The sequence below is a fragment of the Streptomyces sp. NBC_01803 genome, assembly GCF_035917415.1.
In the GTDB taxonomy this organism is placed as follows: domain Bacteria; phylum Actinomycetota; class Actinomycetes; order Streptomycetales; family Streptomycetaceae; genus Streptomyces.
Genome location: NZ_CP109073.1, coordinates 561,320 through 582,424, shown reverse-complemented (window position 1 = coordinate 582,424; position 21,105 = coordinate 561,320). Strand labels below are relative to the sequence as shown.

At 72.5% G+C, this 21,105-nt stretch carries 17 protein-coding genes; 11 read left to right on the top strand and 6 right to left on the bottom strand.

Annotated features, from left to right (window positions below):
* Positions 1–75: 75 nt before the first annotated feature.
* The gene (egtD, locus tag OIE51_RS02425) at positions 76–1,062 is read left to right on the top strand and encodes an L-histidine N(alpha)-methyltransferase (RefSeq protein ID WP_326600465.1); all 987 of its coding nucleotides are present in this window, start codon (positions 76–78) and stop codon (positions 1,060–1,062) included.
* Positions 1,063–1,245: 183 nt separating this feature from the next.
* Here the strand turns inward: egtD and OIE51_RS02420 are convergent, their stop codons facing one another.
* The 4 genes from OIE51_RS02420 to OIE51_RS02405 are packed head-to-tail and all read right to left on the bottom strand — an operon-like array spanning position 1,246 to position 6,236.
* Positions 1,246–2,904 carry a glycoside hydrolase family 13 protein gene (locus tag OIE51_RS02420; RefSeq protein WP_326595138.1) on the bottom strand — a complete coding sequence of 553 codons (1,659 nt, stop codon included), beginning with the start codon at positions 2,902–2,904 and terminating at the stop codon, positions 1,246–1,248.
* 49 nt (positions 2,905–2,953) lie between these two features.
* Positions 2,954–3,844, bottom strand: a complete 891-nt coding sequence (locus OIE51_RS02415; RefSeq protein WP_326595137.1) for a carbohydrate ABC transporter permease — start codon at positions 3,842–3,844, stop codon at positions 2,954–2,956.
* A complete protein-coding gene (locus tag OIE51_RS02410) occupies positions 3,841–4,911 on the bottom strand; it encodes a carbohydrate ABC transporter permease (RefSeq protein ID WP_326595135.1) in 1,071 nt (356 codons plus the stop codon). The genes OIE51_RS02415 and OIE51_RS02410 overlap by 4 nt, the downstream gene beginning before the upstream one ends.
* Before the next feature lie 11 nt (positions 4,912–4,922).
* Positions 4,923–6,236 (bottom strand): ABC transporter substrate-binding protein, encoded by a 1,314-nt coding sequence (locus OIE51_RS02405; RefSeq protein ID WP_326595134.1) that lies wholly within the window; start codon positions 6,234–6,236, stop codon positions 4,923–4,925.
* A gap of 350 nt (positions 6,237–6,586) precedes the next feature.
* Here OIE51_RS02405 and OIE51_RS02400 point away from each other — a divergent pair, with 350 nt between their 5' ends.
* Together OIE51_RS02400 and OIE51_RS02395 are read left to right on the top strand one after the other, a co-directional pair.
* Positions 6,587–7,612 carry a LacI family DNA-binding transcriptional regulator gene (locus tag OIE51_RS02400; RefSeq protein WP_326595132.1) on the top strand — a complete coding sequence of 342 codons (1,026 nt, stop codon included), beginning with the start codon at positions 6,587–6,589 and terminating at the stop codon, positions 7,610–7,612.
* A gap of 930 nt (positions 7,613–8,542) precedes the next feature.
* Positions 8,543–9,025 carry a VOC family protein gene (locus tag OIE51_RS02395; RefSeq protein WP_326595130.1) on the top strand — a complete coding sequence of 161 codons (483 nt, stop codon included), beginning with the start codon at positions 8,543–8,545 and terminating at the stop codon, positions 9,023–9,025.
* A 280-nt stretch (positions 9,026–9,305) separates the two neighbouring features.
* On the opposite strand, the gene OIE51_RS02390 is transcribed toward OIE51_RS02395, so the two are convergent.
* A complete protein-coding gene (locus OIE51_RS02390; RefSeq protein ID WP_326595128.1) occupies positions 9,306–10,289 on the bottom strand; it encodes a LysR family transcriptional regulator in 984 nt (327 codons plus the stop codon).
* Positions 10,290–10,556: 267 nt separating this feature from the next.
* Between OIE51_RS02390 and OIE51_RS02385 the strand changes: the two genes are divergently transcribed.
* Positions 10,557–11,003 carry a hypothetical protein gene (locus OIE51_RS02385; RefSeq protein ID WP_326595127.1) on the top strand — a complete coding sequence of 149 codons (447 nt, stop codon included), beginning with the start codon at positions 10,557–10,559 and terminating at the stop codon, positions 11,001–11,003.
* Positions 11,004–11,288: 285 nt separating this feature from the next.
* Here the strand turns inward: OIE51_RS02385 and OIE51_RS02380 are convergent, their stop codons facing one another.
* Positions 11,289–11,693, bottom strand: a complete 405-nt coding sequence (locus tag OIE51_RS02380; protein WP_326595125.1) for a PPOX class F420-dependent oxidoreductase — start codon at positions 11,691–11,693, stop codon at positions 11,289–11,291.
* Positions 11,694–11,819: 126 nt separating this feature from the next.
* On the opposite strand from OIE51_RS02380, the gene OIE51_RS02375 reads away from it, so the two are divergent.
* From OIE51_RS02375 to OIE51_RS02345, 7 genes are read left to right on the top strand one after another with little or no spacing between them, the layout of a single operon-like run.
* Complete coding sequence (locus OIE51_RS02375) at positions 11,820–12,602, top strand: TIGR03084 family metal-binding protein (RefSeq protein ID WP_326595123.1); 783 nt, start codon at positions 11,820–11,822, stop codon at positions 12,600–12,602.
* Positions 12,599–14,299 carry an acyclic terpene utilization AtuA family protein gene (locus OIE51_RS02370; RefSeq protein ID WP_326595122.1) on the top strand — a complete coding sequence of 567 codons (1,701 nt, stop codon included), beginning with the start codon at positions 12,599–12,601 and terminating at the stop codon, positions 14,297–14,299. Before OIE51_RS02375 ends, OIE51_RS02370 begins: the two co-directional genes overlap by 4 nt.
* Positions 14,296–15,447, top strand: a complete 1,152-nt coding sequence (locus OIE51_RS02365; protein ID WP_326595121.1) for an acyl-CoA dehydrogenase family protein — start codon at positions 14,296–14,298, stop codon at positions 15,445–15,447. Before OIE51_RS02370 ends, OIE51_RS02365 begins: the two co-directional genes overlap by 4 nt.
* Positions 15,444–17,042: an acyl-CoA carboxylase subunit beta gene (locus OIE51_RS02360; protein ID WP_326595120.1), complete on the top strand. Its 1,599-nt coding sequence runs from the start codon at positions 15,444–15,446 to the stop codon at positions 17,040–17,042. The genes OIE51_RS02365 and OIE51_RS02360 overlap by 4 nt, the downstream gene beginning before the upstream one ends.
* Positions 17,039–19,117 (top strand): ATP-binding protein, encoded by a 2,079-nt coding sequence (locus OIE51_RS02355; RefSeq protein ID WP_326595118.1) that lies wholly within the window; start codon positions 17,039–17,041, stop codon positions 19,115–19,117. The genes OIE51_RS02360 and OIE51_RS02355 overlap by 4 nt, the downstream gene beginning before the upstream one ends.
* Positions 19,114–20,274 carry an acyl-CoA dehydrogenase family protein gene (locus tag OIE51_RS02350; RefSeq protein ID WP_326595117.1) on the top strand — a complete coding sequence of 387 codons (1,161 nt, stop codon included), beginning with the start codon at positions 19,114–19,116 and terminating at the stop codon, positions 20,272–20,274. The genes OIE51_RS02355 and OIE51_RS02350 overlap by 4 nt, the downstream gene beginning before the upstream one ends.
* A gap of 13 nt (positions 20,275–20,287) precedes the next feature.
* Positions 20,288–21,082, top strand: coding sequence for an enoyl-CoA hydratase family protein (locus tag OIE51_RS02345; RefSeq protein ID WP_326595115.1), 795 nt, complete (start codon positions 20,288–20,290; stop codon positions 21,080–21,082).
* The last annotated feature ends 23 nt before the right edge of the window (positions 21,083–21,105 follow it).

Sequence of the window (21,105 nt, the reverse complement as noted above, 5' to 3'; positions counted from 1 at the left end):
CTCCTCTTGGCCACCCCTGGGCGTGTCAGTACCACTCCGCTGCGCGCCCCCGCACCCAGGGAATCCCCTCACCCCATGAACGACCACCGCTTCGCGCTCGACAACCGCCTCCCCGACGGCTACCTCGACCGCACCCTGCGGGCCGACGTGACCGAGGGGCTGACCGCCGACCCCAAGATCCTGCCGCCCAAGTGGTTCTACGACGCCCGGGGCAGCGAACTGTTCGAGGAGATCACCCGGCTCCCCGAGTACTACCCGACCCGCGCGGAACAGGAGATCCTGGAGCACCGCGCCGATGAGATCGCCGCCGCGACCGGCGCCGACACCCTCGTGGAGCTGGGCTCCGGCTCCTCCTCCAAGACCAGGCTGCTGCTGGACGCCCTGGGCGGGCTGGGCACGCTGCGCCATTACGCGCCGCGCGATGTCAGCCCCTCCGCGCTGGCCGAGGCCGGTGAGGCGTTGTGCCGGGACTATCCGGGCCTGCGCGTCGCCGCCGCCGTCACCGACTTCGAGGCCGACCTCGCCCTGCCCGACGCCACCGGGCCGCGTCTGGTCGCCTTCCTCGGCGGCACGATCGGCAACCTGGACGCGGCGCAGCGGGCCGCGTTCTTCGCCGCCGTGCGGGCCGGACTCACCGGGGACGGTGACGCCTTCCTCCTGGGCGCCGACCTCGTCAAGGACCCGGACGTGCTGGTCCGGGCCTACGACGACAGCCAGGGCGTCACGGCGGCGTTCAACAAGAACGTCCTGCACGTCATCAACCGAGAGCTGGACGCCGACTTCGACCCGGACGCCTTCGAGCACAGGGCCGTGTGGAACGTGCCGGAGGAGCGGATCGAGATGTGGCTGCGGGCCACTGTCGCGCGGACGGTGAAGATCCCGGGCGTCGACCTGACCGTCGACTTCGCGGCGGGGGAGGAGATGCGCACCGAGATCTCCGTCAAGTTCCGCCGTAGCGGGCTTACTTCCGAGCTGGCCGAGGCGGGCCTGACGGTCCGTCACTGGTGGACGGACGAAGCCGGCCGGTTCGCCCTCCTCCTGGCCGCCCCCACCCCCGCCTGATCCCCCCCGCCGCCCGCCCACCCCCGCACGGACGGGCGGCGGGGCCGCGCACCGCCCGGGAACCGCGGCCACGCCTATCGTTCAGGCCATCGCCGACCGGCCAGGAGCAGTCGGTCAAGGCTCCGGCCGCGACACCGTGCTCGGGGGTACGGAGGCGTCGCGGCCGGAGGTTCGGAAGCCGGGCTACCGGGCGAGCCAGACGGCCGTGTCGGGCGGGAGGAGACCGTCCTCCAGGGGCCGGCTCGCGAGCAGCACCCGGGCGTGGTCCGGCAGGGCGCAGGGCTCGGCCGACAGGTTGGCCACGCAGACGAAGCCGGGCTCGCGGGCGAAGGACAGCACGTCCGCCGGCGCGTCGAGCCACTCCAGCGTGCCCTCGCCCAGGGCCGGGTGCCTGTGCCGGACGCTCAGCGCCCGCCGGTAGAGCTCCAGCATCGAGTTCTCGTCCCCGGTCTGCGCCTGGACGCCGCGGTCCTTCCAGCTCGGCGGCTGCGGCAGCCACGGCTCGGCCGTCGCGCCCTGCGGGCTGAAGCCGAACGGCGGGGACTGCCCGGCCCACGGGATCGGCACCCGGCAGCCGTCCCGGCCCCGCTCGGTGTGCCCGGACCGCTCCCAGATCGGGTCCTGGAGCACCTCCTCCGGCAGATCCTCCACCTCCTCAAGCCCGAGCTCCTCGCCCTGGTAGATGTAGGCGCCGCCGGGCAGGGCCAGCATCAGCAGGGCCGCCGCTCGCGCCCGGCGCATGCCGAGCCGCTGGTCGAGCGGGTAGTCGGAGGAGTAGGACCCGTTCCACCGCCACTCCGCGTTCTGGTCGCGCCCGAACCGGCTGAGATGGCGCGTCACATCGTGGTTGGACAGCACCCAGGTGGTCGGCGCGCCGACCACGCCGAGAGTGCGGGAGGTGAGGTCGATGGTCGCCCTGAGCTGCGCGGCGTCCCAACGGGTCACCAGATAGTCGAAGTTGAACGCGGTGTGCAGCCCGTCCGGCCGCACGTAGGCGGCCAGCCGCTCCGGGGTGTCGGGCCCCGCCTCCGCGACGAACATCCGGTCGCCGGGGAACTCGTCGGCGATCCGCCGCCAGGTCCGGTAGATCTCGTGCACCTCGTCGCGGTCCCAGTGCGGATGGTCCATGTGCTCGACCTGCTGGCCCGGGGTCCGCACCGGCAGCGGCGGGGAGTCCGGCATCTCGGGGTGCTTGATCAGACCGTGCGCCACGTCGATGCGGAAGCCGTCCACGCCCCGGGAGAACCAGTGGCGCAGGATCGACTCGAACTCGACGCGGACCTCCTCGTTGTCCCAGTTGAGGTCGGGCTGCTCCGGCGCGAACAGGTGCAGGTACCACTCGCCGGGGGTGCCGTCGGGCTCGGTGACCCGGGACCAGGCCGGCCCGCCGAAGCAGGAGACCCAGTTGTTCGGCGGCTCGTCGCCGCCGGGGCCCTTGCCGGGCCGGAAGTGGTAGCGGGCCCGCTCCGGGCTGCCCGGCTCGGTGGCCAGCGCCGCCTGGAACCAGCGGTGCCGGTCGGAGGTGTGGTTGGGCACGATGTCGGGGATGACGCGCAGGCCATGCCGGTGCGCCTCCTCGATCAGCGCCTCGGCCTCGGCCAGCGTGCCGAAGACCGGCTCGATGTCGCGGTAGTCCGACACGTCGTAGCCGTGGTCCGCCATCGGGGACGGGTACCAGGGGGTTATCCAGATCGCGTCCACGCCCAGATCCCTGAGATAGGGCAGCCGGGAGCGGATGCCGGCGATGTCGCCGACACCGTCGCCGTTCCCGTCGGCGAAGCTGCGGATGTAGATCTGGTAGATGACGGCGTCGCGCCACCACGGCGTTGCGGTGGAGGTCATGGGGTGCGTGACTCCTTGTCGATTCCTGGGGCTTGAGCGAGCTGCCCGGTCATTTCGCCGATCCAGCGGTGAGGCCGGCGACGATGCGGCGCTGGAAGACGAGCACCAGGATCACCAGGGGAACGGTGACCAGGACGCCGGCCGCCATCTGGGCGCCGAAGGGCGTGTCGAACCGCGTGACGCCGCTGAACTTGGAGATGGCGACCGGCGCGGTCTGGATGTCGGGCTTGTTCGTCATCGACAGCGCGATGAGGAACTCGTTCCACGCCGCGATGAACGTGATGATGGCCGTGGTGAAGATGCCGGGCGCCGCCAGCGGCAGGATGATCCGGCGGAACGCCTGACCCCGGGTGCAGCCGTCGACCATGGCCGCGTGCTCCAGCTCCGCCGGCATCTGCCGGAAGAACGTGGTGAGCAGCCACACCGCCAGCGGCAGCGCGAACGACATGTTCGGCACGATCATCGACTGATAGGTGTTGATCCAGCCCCAGTCCGTGAACATCTTCAGCAGCGGCACCACGATCGACACCACCGGGAACATGGTGGAGGCGATGATCAGGGTGAGCAGCAGCCGCTTGAACGGGAAGTCCAGCCGCGCCATCGCGTAGGCAGTGACGGTGGCCAGGGCCAGCGCCGCCGCCGTGGTGATCCCGGACACCACCAGGCTGTTGACCAGCGCGCGGCCGAATCCCTGGTCGGGGTCGAGGACCGCCCGGTAGTTCTCCAGGGACAGCGGGGACGGCAGCGGCGACTTCTCGAAGATGTCCGGGGTGCGGCGCAGACTGGACACCACCATCCAGAAGAACGGCGCCAGACAGAAGACGACGACGGCGGCCAGGGCGGCGTTGAGCGACCATGCGCGCAGCGTGCTGTTCGTCGTGTTCGTCGTGGTGGCAGGGGTCGGGGTGGTGGCAGGGGTCGGGGTGGTCGTGGTGGTCATGCCGTCACCTCCGAACGGCCCACGCGGCGACGCCACTTCCGGCGTCCGGCGGGACTTGCCCCGCTCGCGCCGTCGCCGAGGAGGTTGGCGCCGAGCAGCCGCACGAAGGCGAGCGCGACGAGCAGGACGTAAAGGAAAAGGATCACCGCGTACGCGGCGCCGGGCCCGAACCGGACGTTGGCCGCCTCGTTCTGGGCGAGCATGGACAGTGTCTCCACCGAGGACTTCTGCGCGCCGACGAGGATGTAGGGCAGGTCGAACATGCGCAGCGCGTCCAGGGTCCGGAACAGGACCGCGACCAGCAGGGCGGGCCTGACCAGCGGCAGCGTGATGTGCCAGAACTGGCGGGGCGCGCTGGCGCCATCGATCCGCGCCGCCTCGTAGACCTCCTTGTCGATCACCTGGAGTCCGGCCAGCACCAGCAGCCCGATGAAGGGGGCCGTCTTCCACACCTCCGCGATGATGACGGCGACCTTGGCGTGGAAGCCCTCGGTGGTCCACAGGATGTCGGTGCCGAGCACCGCGTTGGCCACCCCGTCGCCGTTGAAGATCCACCGCCACAGCAGGGCGGATATGGCTGTGGGGACCGCCCACGGCACCAGGATGCTGGCGCGCACCAGGCCGCGGCCCTTGAACGCCCGGTGCATGACCAGTGCCATGGCGACGCCGATCACGGTCTCCAGGGCCACGGTGGTGACGGTGAAGAACGATGTGTTCCAGAAGGCGTTCCAGAAGCGCTCGCCGTTGTCGCCGAAGACCTGGGTGTAGTTGTCGAGCCCGACAAAGGGGTCGGACCCGTTGAAGAAGCCGGTCTCGGGGTCGAGACCGCCGACGCCGTAGAGCGACTCCCGGAACGCCTGCACGGTCGGGTACAGCACGATCAGGCTGAGCACCAGCAGGGTCGGCGAGACCAGCAGCCCGGCCAGCTGCGCCGAGCGGCGGCCCTGCGTGGCGCCCGTCGCCGCCCGCGCGGGGCGGTGGCGGCGGACGCGGCCCGGTCGGGGCCGGCCCGCCCCGGGCGTACCCGGGGCGGTGGCGACGGGCGGGGGAGACTGGGTGTCCACCATGGCCGGTCCCCTTACTGGGAGGTGTACTGGAGCAGGGTTTCCTGGAGATCGGCCAGGGCCTGTCCGGTGCTCTTGTCACCGGTCAGCGCCGCGTACGCCTCCTCCTGGATCGCGGACGTCACCTGGCCGTACTCCACGACGCGCGGACGGGGAACGGCGTTCAGGATCGACTCCTTCAGCTCCGGCAGGTACGGGTACTGCGCGGTCAGCTCGGGGTCGTCGTACAGGGCGGCATAGGCGGGCGCGACCGAGGTGATCTCCACATTGGTGCGCGCGTTCTCCTCGTTGGAGAAGAACTTCATGAAGTCGATGGCCGTGGCCTTGTTCTCGGCGAAGGAGGACAGGGCGAGGTTGTGGCCGCCGAGGCTGGAGGAGCCGGGGCCGTCCAGGCCGGGCAGCGGCGCGACGGCGAACGCGCCGGCGACCTCGCTGGAGCCGTCCGTCGCGCTAGCGAGGCTGTACATGTACGGCCACTGCCGCATGAAGACCAGATCGCCGCCCTGGAAGGCGCGGCGGCCCTCCTCCTCCTTGAACGTGATGCCGTCCCGGGGGATCGTGCCGTCCTCGAACGCCTGGACCAGGAAGTCCAGGCCCTCGCGGGCCTCGGGGGTGTCGACGTCCGGCGCGCCGCTGTCATCGGTGATGACGCCGCCCGCCGAGTTGACGGCCTCCGCGAAGTTGACCGTCAGGCCCTCGTACTTCTCGTGCTGCCCGGCGTAGCAGGACATGCCCTCGGCCTCGGGCAGGGCGAGCACCGCGTCGCACGCCTCGCGCATCTCGGCCCAGGTGCCGGGCGGTTCGGCTATGCCGGCGGCCTCCAGCAGGTCGGTGCGGTAGTACAGCAGGCCGCCGTCGGAGGTCTGCGGCACCGCGTACAGGGTGTCGCGGTACTTCGCCGTCTCGACCGTGGGCGCCAGCATCTCGTCGAGCGGGAACTCCTCGGCGGGCAGCGGGTCGATCCATTGGTGGGCGGCGAACTCCGACGTCCACACGACGTCGAGGGACAGCACCGTATAGGCGTCGGACTCCGTCTCCGCGTTCTGGATCATCTGCTGCCGCTGGGCGTCCGCGTCCTCGGGCAGCTCGACCAGCGTGACCTCCTCGTCGGGGTGGGCCTCGTTCCAGCGGTCGATCTGCTCCTGGACCGTGCCGGTGGTGTCCCTGCCCTGGACGTAGGTGATGGGGCCGCGCCCTTCGAACGACGCGCCGCCGTCCTCGGGTTGGGCACCGTCGTCGCCGCCGGAGGAACCACAGGCGGTCGCGGCGGCGGCGAGCACGGTGAGCAGAACCAGCGGGCTCCGCAGTGGTCTTCTTCTCGTGGTCACGTTCACTCCTGTCGGGCTGGGACGGGCACGGCGTGCGCCGTCCGTGTCGCACGGGGTCATGACAGCGCTGTCATGCAGGGGTGGATGCGCTGGCATGCGGAAGAGGCAGGTCTAAGGCGTATTCATCGGGCGGCTCAGCGACCTGTCGCGCCGCTGGGTGACAACGCTGGCAAAGTAGGAGGCTTTGTGAAGGAAAGTCAATGTGTTACGTGCCGGTAATATTTGGCGCACGGATCCCCATGGCCTCGGATTCCGGCACTCGGCCCCCAACGATCGTCATGGCCCTGGGTGTTCTGGCAGCGCTTTCCCGGCGGGGCCCCATTCGTCACCCGCTGTGCTACCTTCCAGCCATGCCGGCAGCACAGGGGCACCCCACGATGGCCGATGTCGCCCAGCGCGCCGGCGTCTCCGTGTCCACGGTCTCCCGCGCGCTGCGCGGCCTGTCCACGGTCTCGCCCATGGCCAGGCAGCGGGTCGAAGCGGCCGTCCGGGAGCTGTCGTTCGTCGTCTCCCGGCAGGCCGCCAGCCTGGTCACGGGCAAGACCGGCACGGTCGCGGTGGTGACGCCGGCGCTCAACACCTGGTTCCTCGGCTCGGCGCTCACCGGCCTGTCCACCGCGCTGCGCCGGGCGGGCCGGGACCTCCTCGTCTACACCGTCACGGACATGGCCGAGCGGGACGCCTTCTTCAACCGCCTTCCCGCCCGCCGCAACGCCGACGCGCTGCTGGTGATCTCCTTCAATCTCACCCCCGAGGAGAGCCTCCGGCTGGACGGCCACGGTGTGCCCGTGGTCTACGTCAGCCAGCACGCGCGCGACCGCGCCAGCGTCTACGTGGACGACGTGGCCGGCGCCCGGCGCGGCACGCGACATCTGCTGAACCTCGGGCATCGGCGCATCGCCTATGTCCAGACGGCCACTGGCGCGTTCCGCTTCAGCTCCCCGGCCCGGCAGATCGGCTACGAACAGGCGCTCACCGAGGCCGGCATCCCGGTCGACCCCGAGCTGATCGTCCGGTCCTCGCTCGGCCGCCGGGCCACGGGGGAGGCGGTCGGCCATCTGCTGGGACTGCCGGAGCCGCCGACCGCCGTGTTCGCGGAGATCGACCAGATCGCGATGGAGGTGATCTGGACCCTGCGCGGCAGCCGCATCGCCGTGCCCGAGCAGATCTCCGTGCTCGGCTTCGACGACCACGACCAGGCCGAGTGGATGGATCTGACCACGATCGCCCAGTCCGCCGAGGAGATCGGCCGGGTCGCCGGCGAGCTGGCGTGCGAGCTGATCGACGACCCGGAGGCCGACCGAGGCCGGCATATCGTCCTCCCCACCCGCCTGATCCCCCGCGGCAGCACCGCCCCACCGGCGCCGGTCGACTAGACGGTCGTCCACGTGCCCGGCCAGGGTGACCGTGGTGACGCCCGGCCCGAACGCGAGCGTCGCCGTCCCGCGCGGCCCCGGCCGGGCGGCGATGTGGGCGCCCGGGCCGGGCGGGCGGTAGCCGGCGCGGGAGACGACGATCAGGTCTGCCGCCTCTCCGGCCTCGGTGCCCGCGTTCCCCAGCGCCCGTCCGGCCGCCCGCCCGCCCAGCTCGGTGCCGGCCGTCACTTTTCGGCCGGTGCCCGCTGTCACGTTCCGGCGGGCGCGCGCTGTCACGTTCCGGCGGGCGCGCGCGCCGAAGTCCCGGGGGCCGACGACGGTCGCGAGGGGATCGACGGTTCGCCGGGTCCGCGCGGACGTCCCGCGCGTCAGCCGTGGCACGGGCTCCGGCCGGGGGTGGCCGGCGTGCGGACGCCGTAGGTGGTCGGTGATCCGGTCCCGCGTCATGACGTGCTCGGACCGACGAGCGCGGGTCGGCGGACGACGGACGCGCCGGGCCGGTCGGTGGGTCTTCGCATGGGCCGCTCCTCATCGGGGGCACCGGCCGCCGGCCGGGGGGGCAGGGCGTCGAGGTGGGGCCACCGTACCTGGCGGGCGTCTACGCGCGTAAGTGCGCCTCAGCCCAACGGTGTTGCTCATCAGCACGAAAAGGCCGCCCGCTTCCCGGCCACCGTTCGGGAACGATGACCGGACGGAGAGCCAGGCGGGGAAGGGCCGCCGCCGGTCTCGGCGGCGGTCGCCGGAGCGGGGCGTTCGGGCGCGGTGTGCCGCGCGTGCGGGTGGCTACGCCGGGCCCGCCCGGGGTGCCGGGACCCGCGTCGCATCCGGGAGCGGCCGTCGGCCGACCGCCGCACCGATGAGTTCCGCGGCCCGGGCCGGTCTACCCCATGTCACGAGCGCCGGATTCCGGCCGAGCGAGAGGGAAGCGGCATGGGGCAGCAGAAGATCACGACGTTCCTGTGGTTCAACAACCAGGCTGAGGAGGCGGTCGAGCTCTACACCTCCGTCTTCGACGACGCGCGGGTGATCGACATCCAGCGGTACGGCGAGGCCGGGCCCGGCCCGGTGGACTCGGTCATGACCATCACCTTCGAGCTCCCGGGGCAGCGGTTCATCGCGCTCAACGGTGGGCCGGAGTTCTCGTTCACCGAGGCCATCTCGCTGTCGGTGGACTGCGCGGACCAGGAAGAGGTCGACACGCTGTGGGCGAAGCTCACCGAGGGCGGCGGTGAGGAGGGGCCCTGCGGGTGGCTGAAGGACCGGTTCGGCCTGTCCTGGCAGATCGTGCCCCGGGCGCTGCACGAGCTGATCGGCGACCCCGACAAAGCCAAGGCGAGCCGGGTGATGTCGGCCATGCTCGGGATGAAGAAGATCGAGATCCAGGGCTTGCTGGACGCCGCCGCGGCCGGGTGAACGGGGCGGATCCGCCCCGGTCCGGGGCTCGGTCCGGAGTCCGGTCCGGTCCGGGGCGGTGGGAAGGTGGGCGCGGACGCCCTCTTGTGGGGCATGTCATGCATGCACCAAAGACGGCGGGCTCTCCTCGCATAGACAGCCTCGGAGGTCCCCCATGAGACCCAGGTCCGCCGGACGGCGCGGCTTGCTCCTCCGCGTGCTTGGGTATCCGACGACGAGGCCGTTGGCGCTGGGTGCGGCAAGCCGTGGGGTGGCTCAACTGGCCTTCAGTAGGCGGGAGTCACAGTGCGACCGGCCGTGGGGCGGGCGGCGCCCCGGGGGCGGCCCGCAGCGCGACGCGGGCCGCCTCGCGCAGGGCGGCGACGGCCGGATGGGAACGCCTGTGGGGGGCCCAGGCGAGCGCCGAGGTGCACGGGGAGACGTCGGACACGTCCACGTAGGCGACGCCGGGCCGGGGGAAGAGCCGGCGGGCCGAGGCGGGCAGGAAGGCCATGGCCAGGCCGCCGGCGACCACGTGCAGCAGGGCCTCGACGTCCGTCGCCACCGGTCCGAACCGCGCGGGTGTCCCGTCCGGGCGGGGGTCGACGGCCCAGAAGTCCCGCCACGGGCGCGGTGTACGGGCGGGGAGGCCCACCACGGCGTGGTCGGCGAGCTGGGCGAGGGTGATCGGCGCGCCGGTCGCCAGCGGGTCACCGGCGGGCAGGCAGGCCACGCGGGGCTCGGTCGCCAGGTGCAGGGACTGGATGCCGGGCGGGAACGGAGGCCGCAGGAACGCCGCGTCGACGTCGCCGTTGAGCAGTGCCTCGATGTGGTCGGCGAGATCGAGCAGGCGCATCTCGACGGTGATCCGGGGGTGACGGCTGTACAGCGCGGTCAGGACGGCGTGGGTGTGGGGCATGGCGGACTCGGCGCCGACGAAGCCGATCACCAGGTGGCCGCGGATCTCCCGGGCGTGGCCATCGGCGCGGCGGCGCAGCCGGGCCAGCGCGTCCACGATCGCCTGGGCCTCGGGAAGCAGGGCCAGACCCGCCGGGGTGAGGACCACCGCGCGACTGGAACGGTCGACGAGAGGCACCCCGAGCCGCGTCTCCAGGGCACGGATCTGCTGGCTGAGGGCGGGCTGCGTCATGAACAGCCGCGCGGCGGCGCGGCCGAAGTGCAGCTCCTCGGCGAGCATCAGGAACAGCCTCAGCTGATGGGGGCTGGGCTCGCGGCGGGCGTCCGGATCCGCCGGGACTGACTTTGCTCCCGCGTCGTCGGTCATAGATCCCAGGTTATCGATCCGCTCGTGAAGACCATGGCCCGTGGGGTTCCGGCCGGGTGGGGGATCCGTGCAGGATCAGGGCACGGGAGTGCGCTGAACATGGCGCAGCGCCCGCCGGGTCGGTGCCGGGACGATGCCGCCCTCGGGCCGTTCCCGATTCGCCAGTGGGAGCGGTGCTCACGGTCGTCGGGCCATCGCCCTGATCGGCGATCCGGACAGCTCAGTCGTACGTGTGTCAGCGCGTACCGAAGGGGAGGAAAACGTCTCATGATCGCCGGTTACCTGACCAGATCCGTCGGCCTGTTGGCCGCGCTCGGCCTGGCCCTGGGCCTGACCGTCGTCGTCGGCACGCCCGCCGAGGCGGGCGCCGGCTCGGACTACCTGAACAAGGGGGAGCGGCTGTACCACGGCCAGCGCATCTGGCGGGAGGTGGCCGGCTACAACAACGCCGAGCTCGTCATGCAGAGCGACGGGAACCTGGTGCTCTACTCCTACGGTCCGGTGGAGACCAGGGTCTGCTGGGCCTCCAACACCCAGGGCAGCGGCGGCGCGTTCGTCGAGTACCAGCAGGACGGGAACCTGGTCATCTACAACGGTGACTACCGCCCGGTGTGGTCCAGCAACACGGCGGGCACGGGCGGGACGAACACCAACATCAACTACCACGGCCAGGTCTGGGTCGGTGACACAGCCCTGACGCCGTACTGCACCTGAGCGTCCGGGGGTCACCCGTCATCCGGGGGGAAATGACGCCCCATGGTGACCGCTTCTCCGGTCGCTTTCCGACGTAACGGCGTCTCCTGGCCGTTACGGGGGGCTCCGCCCACCTTCCGTGGGCGGAGCCCCTTCCCTGACCGGCACGACTGGCCGCTCGGGTTCGATACCGGCCCCTACCCGCTGTGGCCGCTGGAGGAGCTGGCCGCCGACCTCGACGCGGCCGGTGTCGGGGACCGCGTGGCGCGTGCGGCCGATGTCGCACCGAGCGGATGGCGCGCGACCTCAGACGTCGCGGGAGCGCATGCCGGGCTCGGCCGGGTCCACGTTCCAGCTGATCATCCGGCGGGGACGGACGCGGATGAAGTGCCGGCTCTGGTGGCCGTCCGGCCCGGCGGGGTCCGCGGCGGGTTCGGCGTGGCCGCGGATCTCCAGGAAGCGGACGCCCGCCGCGCCCTCCGCGCCGGGGACGGTGCCGTCGATGACGAACGAGACCCGCGGATTGACCTGGATGTCGCGGTACGTCGCGGACGTCTCCCTCCCGAAGCCGTAGATGTGGATCCCTCCGAGCCCGGCGTCGTAGCGGAATCCGGCGGGCTTGTTCTGCGGGCTGCCCTCCGGCGCCACTGTCGCGAGCCGACCGGGCTGTTCCTTCGCCACGAGGTCCTGTTCGGCACTGGTGAGAGACATGTGACGAGCCTGCGACGTCCACCGCGGTTGGGGTCAAGGGGAGACCCCCGGCCGGCGTTTCGTTCGCGGTGGATAAAAAAGCAAGCATCATTGATTTTTTGCTGGGCCCGTGGCACCGTTCCTGCCGTGACGGATACCGCAGTGCTGGCCGACCTCGAAGCGGAGGGGGACGCGCTCGACCGCGTCGTGCGCGACCTGCCGCCCGAGGTCTGGCGGACGCCCACCCCGGCCCCCGGCTGGAGCATCGCCCACCAGATCGCGCATCTGGCCTGGACCGACAGCATGGCGCTGCTGGCGGCCACGGACGACGCCGAGTTCAAGGCCGCGCTGGACCGGGCCATGACCCGGCTCGACGGCTACATCGACCGCGCCGCCGAGCGCGGCGCCGCCCGCCCCGACCTACTGGCCCACTGGCGCGAGCGCCGGGCCGCCCTCGCCGGAGCGCTGGCCGCCGTGCCCGACGGCACGAGACTGCCGTGGTTCGGGCCGCCGATGAGCGCCACCTCGATGGCGACCGCCCGGCTGATGGAGACCTGGGCGCACGGCCAGGACGTCGCGGACGCCCTCGGCGTGCACCGCGAGCCCACCGCCCGGCTCCGCAACATCGCCCATATCGGCGTCCGCGCCCGCGACTTCGCCTACCGGGTCAACGGCCGCACGCCGCCCGAGCGGCCGTTCCGCGTCGAACTGACCGGTCCCGCCGGCGAGGTGTGGACGTGGGGCCCGGCCGACGCCGGACAACGTGTCACCGGACCCGCGCTCGACTTCTGCCTCCTGGTCACCCAGCGACGCCACCGCGCCGACCTCGCCGTCACGGCCGAGGGGCCGGACGCCGACGCCTGGCTGGGCATCGCCCAGGCGTTCGCCGGCCCGCCCGGAGCCGGCCGCGCCCCCGGGGAGTTCGCATGACCCCGCCCCCGCTCCGCGTCGGGAACGCCTCCGGCTTCTACGGCGACCGGTTCTCCGCGCTCCAGGAGATGCTCACCGGCGGCGAACTCGACGTCCTCACCGGCGACTATCTCGCCGAGCTGACCATGCTCATCCTCGGCCGCGACCGGCTGAAGGACCCGGACGCCGGATACGCCAAGACCTTCCTGCGCCAGTTGGAGACCACCCTCGGACCGGCCCTGGACCGGGACGTGAAGATCGTCACCAACGCCGGCGGGCTGAACCCGGCCGGGCTCGCCGCCGCCATCCGCGACCTCGCCGAACGCCTCGGCCTGCCCGCGCGCGTCGCCCATGTCGAGGGCGACGACCTCACCGCCCGCGCCGGCGAACTCGGCCTGGACGGCGCCCTGACCGCCAACGCCTACCTCGGCGCCTGGGGCATCGCCGCCTGCCTGGACGCGGGCGCCGACATCGTGGTCACCGGCCGGGTCACCGACGCCTCTCTCGTCGTCGGCCCGGCCGCCGCCCACTTCGGCTGGGGCCGCGAGGACTACGACGCGCTGGCGGGCGCGGTCGTCGCCGGACACGTCATCGAGTGCGGACCGCAGGCGACCGGCGGCAACTACGCCTTCTTCACCGAGATCTCCGACCTGCGCCGCCCCGGCTTCCCGATCGCCGTGGTGGAGGCGGACGGCGGCAGCGTCATCACCAAGCACCCGGGCACCGGTGGCGCCGTCACCACCGGCACCGTCACAGCCCAACTCCTCTACGAGATCACCGGCTCCCGTTACGCCGGCCCCGACGTCACCGCCCGCTTCGACACCATCCGGCTCACCGATGACGGGCCGGACCGGGTGCGGATCAGCGGCGTGCGCGGCGAGGCCCCGCCGCCCACCCTGAAGGTCGGGTGCAACCGCCTCGGCGGCTTCCGCAACCAGGTCGAATTCGTCCTCACCGGACTGGACATCGAGGCCAAGGCCGAGCTGGTCAAGGCCCAGCTCGGTGGCTTCGACGCCGAGTGGACGCTCGCTCGCGGCGACCGCGCCGACGCCCCCGTCCAGGAGGAGGCGAGCGCCGTGCTGCGCTGCGTGGTCCGCGACAGCGACCCGAAGGCGATCGGCCGCGCGTTCAGCGGCGCCGCGATCGAGCTGGCGCTGGCGGGGTACCCCGGCTTCCACGTGACGGCGCCGCCCGGCGCCGCCTCGCCCTACGGCGTGTTCGAGGCCGCGTATGTGGACGCCGGCGAGGTCGAGCACTTCGCCGTGCTGCCCGACGGGCGCCGCCGCGTCATCGAACCACCGTCCGAAACCCGCGAGGTGACCGAGGTGACCGAGGTGACCGAGGTGACCGATGTGCCGCCGCCCGGGCCGCCACCGCCGTCCGGCCCGAGCCGCCGGATGCCGCTGGGCACCGTCGTCGGCGCCCGCAGCGGCGACAAGGGCGGCTCGGCCAACGTCGGTGTCTGGGCCCGCACCGACGAGGCGTGGCGCTGGCTCGCGCACATGCTCACCGTCGAGGAGTTCCGCCGGCTGCTCCCCGAGACCGCCCCGCTCCCCGTCACCCGGCACCCGCTGCCCAACCTGCGCGCGCTCAACTTCGTGGTCGACGGCCTGCTCGGCCAGGGCGTCGCCTCCCAGGCCCGCTTCGACCCCCAGGCCAAGGCGGTCGGGGAGTGGCTGCGTTCCCGTCATGTCGACATACCGGAGGCCCTCCTGTGAGTGATCCCTACTCCACGCCGGAACGGCGGGCGCTGCGCGACACCGTGCGGCGCTTCGTCGCCGACGAGATCCTGCCGCGCCAGGACACCTGGGAGCGGGCCGGGGAGCTGCCGCGCTCGGCGCACCGCCGTGCCGCCGGACTCGGGCTGATCGGCCTGGCGTTCCCCGAAAGCGTCGGCGGCGGAGGCGGTGACGTCCTCGACCTGGTGACGCTCTGCGAGGAGCTGCACTACACGGGTGCCGCCGGCGGCGTCTTCCCCGCCCTGTTCACCTCCGGCATCTCCCTGCCGCACCTCGTCGCGGCCGGTGACCCGGCGCAGATCGACCGCTGGGTGCGCCCCACGCTGGCCGGCGAGCTGATCGGCTCGCTCGGCGTCACCGAGCCGGACGGCGGCTCGGACGTCGCGGGCATCCGCACCACCGCCAAGCGCGACGGCGACCACTACGTCGTCAACGGCGCCAAGACGTACATCACGTCCGGCGTGCGGGCCGACTTCGTGACGACCGCCGTGCGGACCGGCGAGCCGGGCACGGGCGGCGTGTCGCTGCTGGTGATCGAGAAGGGCACGCCCGGCTTCACCGTCTCCCGCCCGCTGGAGAAGATGGGCTGGCACTGCTCCGACACCGCCGAGCTGTCCTTCGCCGACGCGCGGGTGCCGGCGGCCAATCTCGTCGGCGCCGAGGGCGGCGGATTCGCCCAGATCGCGCGGAACTTCGTGGGGGAACGGCTCCTCCTCGCCGTCCAGGCGTATGCCTCGGCGCAGCGCTCCCTCGACCTCACCGTCGCGTGGTGCCGTGCCCGCGAGACGTTCGGGCGCCCGCTGATCAGCCGGCAGACCGTGCGCCACACGCTCACCGAGATGGCCATGCGCGTCGACGTCGCCCGCGTCTACACCCGTGAGGTCGCCCGCCGTGTCGCGGCCGGCGACGGCGACCAGATCGCCGAGGTCTGCTTCGCCAAGAACACCGCCGTCGAGGCGGGCACCTGGGTGGTCGACCAGGCCGTCCAACTCCACGGCGGTATCGGCTACATGCGCGGCACCGAGGTCGAACGGCAGTACCGCGACATGCGCATCCTCGGTATCGGCGGCGGCACCACCGAGATCCTCACCGGCCTGGCCGGCAAGCGACTCGGGCTCACCGCATGACCGCGCTGCGTTCCGCCCTCGACACGAACGCGGCGGACTACCAGGAGAACCGGGCCGCGACCCTCGCCCGGCTGACCGATCTGGACGCCGAACACGCCAAGGCCATCGCCGGCGGCGGCCCCAAGTACACCGAGCGGCACCACAAGCGCGGCAAACTGCTGCCCCGTGAGCGCATCGAGCTGCTGATCGACCCCGACTCGCCGTTCCTCGAACTGTCCACTCTCGCCGCCTGGGGCACCGACTTCCCGGTGGGCGCCAGTCTGGTCACCGGTATCGGCGTCATCGCGGGCGTCGAGTGCGTCATCACGGCCAACGACCCGTCCGTGCGCGGCGGCGCGAGCAACCCGTGGACGCTGCGCAAGGCGTTCCGCGCCGCCGAGATCGCCGCCGAGAACCGCATGCCGTCGATCAACCTGGTCGAGTCGGGCGGCGCCGATCTGCCCAGCCAGAAGGAGATCTTCATTCCCGGCGGGCGCACCTTCCGCGACCTGACCCGCGCTTCCGCCGCCGGACTCCCCACCATCGCCCTGGTGTTCGGCAACTCCACGGCGGGCGGGGCCTACATCCCCGGGATGTCCGACCACGTGGTGATGGTCAAGGAGCGGGCCAAGGTCTTCCTCGCCGGGCCGCCCCTGGTGAAGATGGCCACCGGCGAGGAGGCCGACGACGAATCGCTCGGCGGCGCCGAGATGCACGCCCGCACCTCCGGCCTGGCCGACCACATGGCCGCCGACGAGTTGGACGCGCTGCGCATCGGCCGCGATATCGTCTCCCGCCTCAACTGGCGCAAGGCCGGGCCGGCGCCGTATCCCGAGGTCCTGCCGCCCCGTTACGACGAGGACGAGCTGGCCGGGATCGTGCCGACCGACCTCAAGGTGCCGTTCGACCCGCGTGAGGTGATCGCGCGGATCGTGGACGACTCCGACTTCGACGAGTTCAAGCCGCTGTACGGCACCAGCCTGGTCACCGGCTGGGCCCGCCTGCACGGCTATCCCGTCGGCGTCCTGGCCAACGCGCGCGGCGTGCTGTTCAGCCAGGAGGCGCAGAAGGCCACCCAGTTCATCCAGCTCGCCAACCAGGCGGACACGCCGCTGATCTTCCTCCAGAACACCACCGGCTACATGGTGGGCAAGGAGTTCGAGCAGGGCGGCATCATCAAGCACGGCGCGATGATGATCAACGCGGTTTCCAACTCCGCCGTCCCGCACCTCACCGTGGTCATGGGCGCCTCCTACGGCGCGGGCAACTACGGCATGTGCGGGCGGGCGTTCGGGCCGCGCTTCCTGTTCACCTGGCCCGGCGCCAAGTCCGCCGTGATGGGCCCGGCCCAGCTCGCGGGCGTCATCTCCATCGTCTCCCGGCAGGCCGCCCAGGCGCGCGGCGAGGTCTACGACGAGGTCGCCGACGGACAGATGCGGGCCTATGTCGAGAGCCAGATCGAGAACGAGTCACTGGCCGCGTTCATGTCCGGGCGCCTCTACGACGACGGCGTCATCGACCCTCGCGACACCCGCACGGTGCTCGGCCTGGCCCTCTCCGCCGTCCACTCCGCGCCGGTCAAGGGCGCGACCGGATATGGGGTGTTCCGCACATGACCGACCACACGACCCTTACCTCCGTCCTGGTGGCCAACCGGGGGGAGATCGCCCGCCGGGTCTTCCGCACCGCCCGCGACCTGGGCCTGGAGACGGTCGCCGTCCACTCGGACGCCGACGCCGACGCGCCGTACGTGGCCGAGGCGGACGCCGCCGTCCGCCTCCCCGGCGGCGCGCCCGCCGACACCTACCTGCGGGCCGACCTGATCGTGGACGCCGCCCTGCGGGCCGGGGCCGACGCCGTGCACCCGGGCTACGGATTCCTCTCCGAGAACGCCGGCTTCGCCCAGGCCGTCACCGACGCCGGGCTCACCTGGATCGGCCCCTCGCCGCGCGCCATCGCCGCCATGGGCAGCAAGACCCAGGCCAAGCGGTTGATGGCGGCGGCGGGCGTGCCGGTCCTCACCGAGATCGATCCGGCCGCCCTCACCGAGGCCGAACTGCCCGTCATCATCAAGGCGTCGGCCGGCGGCGGCGGGCGCGGCATGCGGATCGTCCGCGCCCTGGCCGACCTGCCCGGCGCGTTGGCGGCGGCGCGCGCCGAGGCGGCCTCGGCGTTCGGCGACCCGACCGTCTTCTGCGAGCCCTATCTCGCCACCGGCCGCCATATCGAGGTGCAGATCCTCGCCGACGCCCACGGCACCGTCTGGGCGGTGGGCGAGCGCGAGTGCTCCATCCAGCGCCGCCACCAGAAGGTCGTGGAGGAGGCGCCCTCGCCGCTGGTCGAGTGGTCGCCCGGGATGCGCGAACGCCTCTTCGAGGCCGCCCGCAAGGCCGCCGGCGCCATCGACTATGTGGGCGCGGGCACCGTCGAGTTCCTCACCGACGGCTCCGACCGCTTCTTCTTCCTGGAGATGAACACCCGCCTCCAGGTCGAGCACCCGGTCACCGAGTGCACCACCGGACTCGACCTCGTCCGCTGGCAGCTCCGCGTCGCGGAGGGCACGCCGCTGCCGCCCTCCCCGCCCGCGCCGCACGGCCACGCCATCGAGGTCCGCCTGTACGCCGAGGACCCGGCGGCCGGCTGGCAGCCGCAGAGCGGCACGGTACACCGCCTCCATGTCCCGGGAGTGCTGGCCGAGTTCACCAGTCCGGCCACTCACGGGCTGCGTCTGGACTCCGGCCTCACGGACGGCTCCGCCGTCTCGATCCACTACGACCCGATGCTCGCCAAGGTGATCAGCTGGGCGCCGACCCGCACCGAGGCCGCCCGCGCGCTGGCCACCGCGCTGGCCCGCGCCGAGGTGCACGGGCCGACCACCAATCGCGATCTGTTGGTGAACGTGCTGCGGCACCCCGCGTTCCTCGCCGGTGACACCGACACCGCCTTCCTGGACCGGCACCGATTGGCCACCCTCGCCGCGCCGTTGGCCGGTCCGGACGCCAGTCGGCTGTCCGCCCTGGCCACCGCGCTCGCGGACGCCGCCCACCGGCGCGCCACCGCCCGCGCGCTGGCCACCCTCCCCTCCGGCTGGCGCAACGTGCCCTCTCAGCCCCAGCGCACGACCTACGCGACCCGGGACGGCGAGATCACCGTGGCCTACCGGCTCGCCCGCACCGGGCTCGTCGCGGAGGGCCACGACGACGTCTCCCTCACCCGTGCCGCGCCCGGCCGCGTCGTCCTGGAAGTGGCGGGCGTCCGCCGGACGTTCACCGTGGCCCGGCACGGCACCGAGCGGTACGTCGACTCGCCGCTCGGCCCGGTGACCCTGACCGCCCTCGACCGCTTCCCAGCCCCGGTCTCCCAGGTGGCACCCGGCTCCCTGCTGGCGCCCATGCCCGGCACAGTGGTGCGCGTGGACGCCGCGCGCGGCGACGAAGTGATCGCTGGACAGCCGCTGTTGTGGCTGGAGGCGATGAAGATGCAGCACCGGATCGACGCCCCGGCCGACGGCGTGCTCTCCGAACTCGCCGTCACCGTCGGCCAGCAGGTCGACGTGGGCGCCGTGCTCGGCGTCGTCAGCGAGCGGACCGGCGCGGACCCCGGCGCGAACACCGGTGAGGACACAGGCGCGAACACAGGCGCGCACACCGGTGAGAAGACAGACGAGAAGATCTCCGAGGAGTCCGTGTGAACTTCACCGAGACCGACGAGCAGCGCGCCCTGCGCGAGGCGGTCGCCCAGCTCGGCCGCCGCTACGGCTTCGGCTACGCCTCCGCCCGCGCCCGCGCGCACGAGCCGCTGAAGGAGCTGTGGCAGGAGGCGGGCAAGCTCGGCTACCTGGGTGTCAACCTGCCCGAGGAGTACGGTGGCGGCGGCGCCGGCATCTACGAACTCGCCATCGTGCAGGAGGAGCTGAGCGCGGCGGGCTGCGGTCTGCTGATGCTGGTGGTCTCCCCGGCGATCTGCGGCACCGTCATCGCCCGCTTCGGCACCCCCGAGCAGAAGCGGCGCTTCCTGCCCGGCATCGCGGACGGCTCCGGCATCATGGCGTTCGGCATCACCGAGCCCGACGCCGGGTCCAACTCCCACAAGATCACCACCACCGCGCGCCGCGACGGCGCCGACTGGCTGCTCGGCGGGCGCAAGGTCTTCATCTCCGGCGTCGACCAGGCCGACCACGTGCTTGTCGTCAGCCGCACCGAGGACGCGGCCACCGGCAAGCTCAAGCCCGTGCTCTTCGCCGTCCCCACCGACGCGCCGGGCTTCGCATACCGGCCGATCGACATGGACATCATCATGCCCGAGCGGCAGTTCACGCTCTATCTGGACGATGTGCGGCTGCCCGCCGACGCCCTCATCGGCGAGGAGGACGCGGCGCTCGCCCAGCTCTTCGCCGGGCTCAACCCCGAACGGGTGCTGGCCGCCGCCCTCGCCACCGGCATCGGGCGCTACGCGCTGGAGAAGGCCGCCGCCTACGCCAACGAACGCGCCGTCTTCAAGGGCGCGCCCATCGGCTCGCACCAGGGCGTCTCCCACCCGCTCGCGCGGATCAAGATCGAGGTCGAGCTCGCCCGGCTCATGACGCAGAAGGCCGGCGCGCTCTACGACGCGGGCGACGAGATGGGCGCGGCCGAAGCGGCCAACATGGCGAAGTACGCCGCCGCCGAGGCCAGCATCCGCGCCGTCGATCAGGCGATCCAGACCCACGGCGGGAACGGCCTGGCCGCCGAGTACGGCCTCGCCTCGCTGCTGGCCGCCGCCCGGATCGCGCGCGTCGCGCCCGTCAGCCGTGAGATGATCCTGAACTTCGTCGCCCAGTTCAGCCTCAACCTGCCGAAGTCGTACTGAGAAGCCGCCCGATATGACCACTGACTCCGCCGTGGTGACCTACGCCCTGGACCGGGCCGTCGCCACGCTCACCCTCGACTCGCCCGCCAACCGCAACGCCCTGTCCGCCCGACTCGTCGGCGAGCTGGCCGAGCACCTCGCCACGGCCGCCGCCGACCCCGGGGTGCGGGCCGTCGTCCTCGCCCACACCGGCACCACGTTCTGCGCGGGCGCCGACCTGTCCGAGGCGACGGCCGAGGACGGCCCGGCGCGCGGCACCGTCCGGCTGCTGGCGCTGCTGCGGCAGATCGTCGAGCTGCCCAAGCCCGTCGTCGCCCGCGTGGACGGCCACGTCCGCGCCGGCGGTCTCGGCCTGCTGGGGGCCTGCGACCTGGCCGTGGCCGGGCCCGCCGCCACGTTCGCCTTCACCGAGGCCCGGCTCGGGCTGGCGCCCGCGATCATCTCCCTGACCACGCTGCCCCGGATGCCGGAACGGGCCGCCGCCCGCTGGTTCCTGACCGGCGCCAGATTCGACGCCGCCACCGCCGAGCGGATCGGCCTGGTCACCGAGGCGGTGACGGACGTGGACGCCGCGCTGGGCGCCCTGCTCGACGCCTTCCGCGCCGCGTCGCCGCAGGGTCTGGCCGAGTCCAAGAAGCTCACCACCGAGCGGGTGCTGCGCGCGTTCGACGAACGGGGCGAGGCTGTCCAGGAGCAGTCGGCCCGGCTCTTCGGCTCGGAGGAGGCCCGCGAAGGCGTCCTCGCCTGGCTGGAGAAGCGCCCGCCGAGGTGGGCGGCCGACGCCAAAAGCGGCACCGACAACCGCTGAGCCGGAAAGGCCGTTCCGTTACG

What these genes read in the sequence shown, in the direction of transcription:
- egtD (WP_326600465.1), top strand. Translation starts at nt 76, where the DNA reads ATGAACGACCACCGCTTCGCGCTCGACAACCGCCTCCCCGACGGCTAC.
- OIE51_RS02420 (WP_326595138.1), bottom strand. Translation starts at nt 2,904, where the DNA reads ATGACCTCCACCGCAACGCCGTGGTGGCGCGACGCCGTCATCTACCAG.
- OIE51_RS02415 (WP_326595137.1), bottom strand. Translation starts at nt 3,844, where the DNA reads ATGACCACCACGACCACCCCGACCCCTGCCACCACCCCGACCCCTGCC.
- OIE51_RS02410 (WP_326595135.1), bottom strand. Translation starts at nt 4,911, where the DNA reads ATGGTGGACACCCAGTCTCCCCCGCCCGTCGCCACCGCCCCGGGTACG.
- OIE51_RS02400 (WP_326595132.1), top strand. Translation starts at nt 6,587, where the DNA reads ATGCCGGCAGCACAGGGGCACCCCACGATGGCCGATGTCGCCCAGCGC.
- OIE51_RS02395 (WP_326595130.1), top strand. Translation starts at nt 8,543, where the DNA reads ATGGGGCAGCAGAAGATCACGACGTTCCTGTGGTTCAACAACCAGGCT.
- OIE51_RS02390 (WP_326595128.1), bottom strand. Translation starts at nt 10,289, where the DNA reads ATGACCGACGACGCGGGAGCAAAGTCAGTCCCGGCGGATCCGGACGCC.
- OIE51_RS02385 (WP_326595127.1), top strand. Translation starts at nt 10,557, where the DNA reads ATGATCGCCGGTTACCTGACCAGATCCGTCGGCCTGTTGGCCGCGCTC.
- OIE51_RS02380 (WP_326595125.1), bottom strand. Translation starts at nt 11,693, where the DNA reads ATGTCTCTCACCAGTGCCGAACAGGACCTCGTGGCGAAGGAACAGCCC.
- OIE51_RS02370 (WP_326595122.1), top strand. Translation starts at nt 12,599, where the DNA reads ATGACCCCGCCCCCGCTCCGCGTCGGGAACGCCTCCGGCTTCTACGGC.
- OIE51_RS02360 (WP_326595120.1), top strand. Translation starts at nt 15,444, where the DNA reads ATGACCGCGCTGCGTTCCGCCCTCGACACGAACGCGGCGGACTACCAG.
- OIE51_RS02355 (WP_326595118.1), top strand. Translation starts at nt 17,039, where the DNA reads ATGACCGACCACACGACCCTTACCTCCGTCCTGGTGGCCAACCGGGGG.
- OIE51_RS02345 (WP_326595115.1), top strand. Translation starts at nt 20,288, where the DNA reads ATGACCACTGACTCCGCCGTGGTGACCTACGCCCTGGACCGGGCCGTC.